A 1,418-nucleotide genomic window follows, 5' to 3' on the forward strand; every position below is an offset into this window, starting at 1 on the left:
GATCATCCTGAGTTTTAATCTGACTGGCTATTTGATCTACCAGTTTTTCGTTGATTTCAACGCTCATTGTTATTCTCCATTTTGGAGTATTAACGACAAGCGTTTACACAATTTAAATTACATTCCCTCTCAGTACTTTCATCAAGCTCCTTCAGGATACGTTCAATGTTTTCTCTCAACTCTTCATTTTCTTTAGCTATTTCGCTCAGCTGAGGCTGAACGGATGTTGCAAATTCTTCTGGGTTGATTGTTTCTTTTGAGGCACCATTTTCTTCAGCAAGACTTAAGGATAGTTTACTCTTAAGGCTTGCCGAAGAAATAGTCGGCTTTTCTGGAGACCCATGATTGGCTATAAAGTGTGACCGTGAGGAGATCATCATGTTTCGATCTGACATCTCATATGAGTCTGAATGGTCAGTTTTTAGAGTGCTGGGAGTGTTTGTTAACCTTGGACTATCTTGGAAATGCTCACTTTCAGTATTTTGAAGTGAATTTAAAGTTAAAGAGCATTGTGGTGAGTTTTTTTCTTCAAGTTTATGACTCGTTGATTTATTTGATTGAGTAGTTCCAGTTAATAACTCTTGTTGTGTCACTCTATGTTGTAAAAAATTACTGGTTTGTCTTTCATTGAATTGTGGTTCAAGGCTTTCATCTTGAGAAGTAAGCATACTTTGCCATCGATCTGGCCTTTCTATTTCCGGATTTCTTAAATTTATTTTGGGCATGTTTCTCACTGTTTGCGGTGTAATATCCAAAGCGCTGGCTTCACATTCCATTATTTGAGGTGGGGTGGCTAATTCAATAAGTGTAGGGTGATTGAGGTCGCTAGCTAAAACTTCAGGGTGTGTTCTATCGCTTGGGCTATTCATTAGAGCAGTATTATATGCATAAAGAGCCGTTTTCCGGTAATCATAAATAGATGCTTCTTCTGGCGGGAAATCCATAAAAACTGTTGCCAGTGTTTCTTCATATGTGGATTTGAACTCCAAATCGGAGTCTGTAATTAGGCTTGTTGCTAACGAATCTTCATGAACAGGAGAAGGAAGAGGTAAAAAAGCGTTAGTTTCATGAGTGGTTACGGAGGGCAAGAATGGATCATGTGGGACTGGTTGCAAATGCTCCAAACTACCCTGCTCAGTTAAACTTTCAGCAGAAATACTTGGCTGAGGAGACATGTTTTCAGGTTTTGTAAGCAGATTTTGAGAGCCTGTAAATAATTCTGTGTAAACGCCACCAAAACTATTACTCCTTGAACCGGTCAGGAAACATAATTTCAAACCGGTTCATGGCTGCTTTCCAGTTCCTGATCGGCATGGTCCATTTCTCGGAAGCTTTTTCCATGGCCAGATAGATTACCTTCATGACTGACTCATCAGTCCGAAAAATCTTCCGGTTCTTGATCGCCTTACGAATGACGC

Annotated in this window: 1 protein-coding gene and 1 pseudogene; both read right to left on the minus strand. The window is 39.6% G+C overall.

Annotated features, from left to right (window positions below):
• Positions 1-89: 89 nt before the first annotated feature.
• Positions 90-1,277 carry a hypothetical protein gene (locus AK963_RS32810; protein WP_139117771.1) on the minus strand — a complete coding sequence of 396 codons (1,188 nt, stop codon included), beginning with the start codon at positions 1,275-1,277 and terminating at the stop codon, positions 90-92.
• Positions 1,243-1,418: pseudogene (locus AK963_RS36240) on the minus strand (IS256 family transposase); the annotation flags it as partial. The gene AK963_RS32810 and the pseudogene AK963_RS36240, both read right to left, overlap by 35 nt.

It is taken from the genome of Endozoicomonas atrinae, assembly GCF_001647025.1.
In the GTDB taxonomy this organism is placed as follows: Bacteria; Pseudomonadota; Gammaproteobacteria; order Pseudomonadales; family Endozoicomonadaceae; genus Endozoicomonas; species Endozoicomonas atrinae.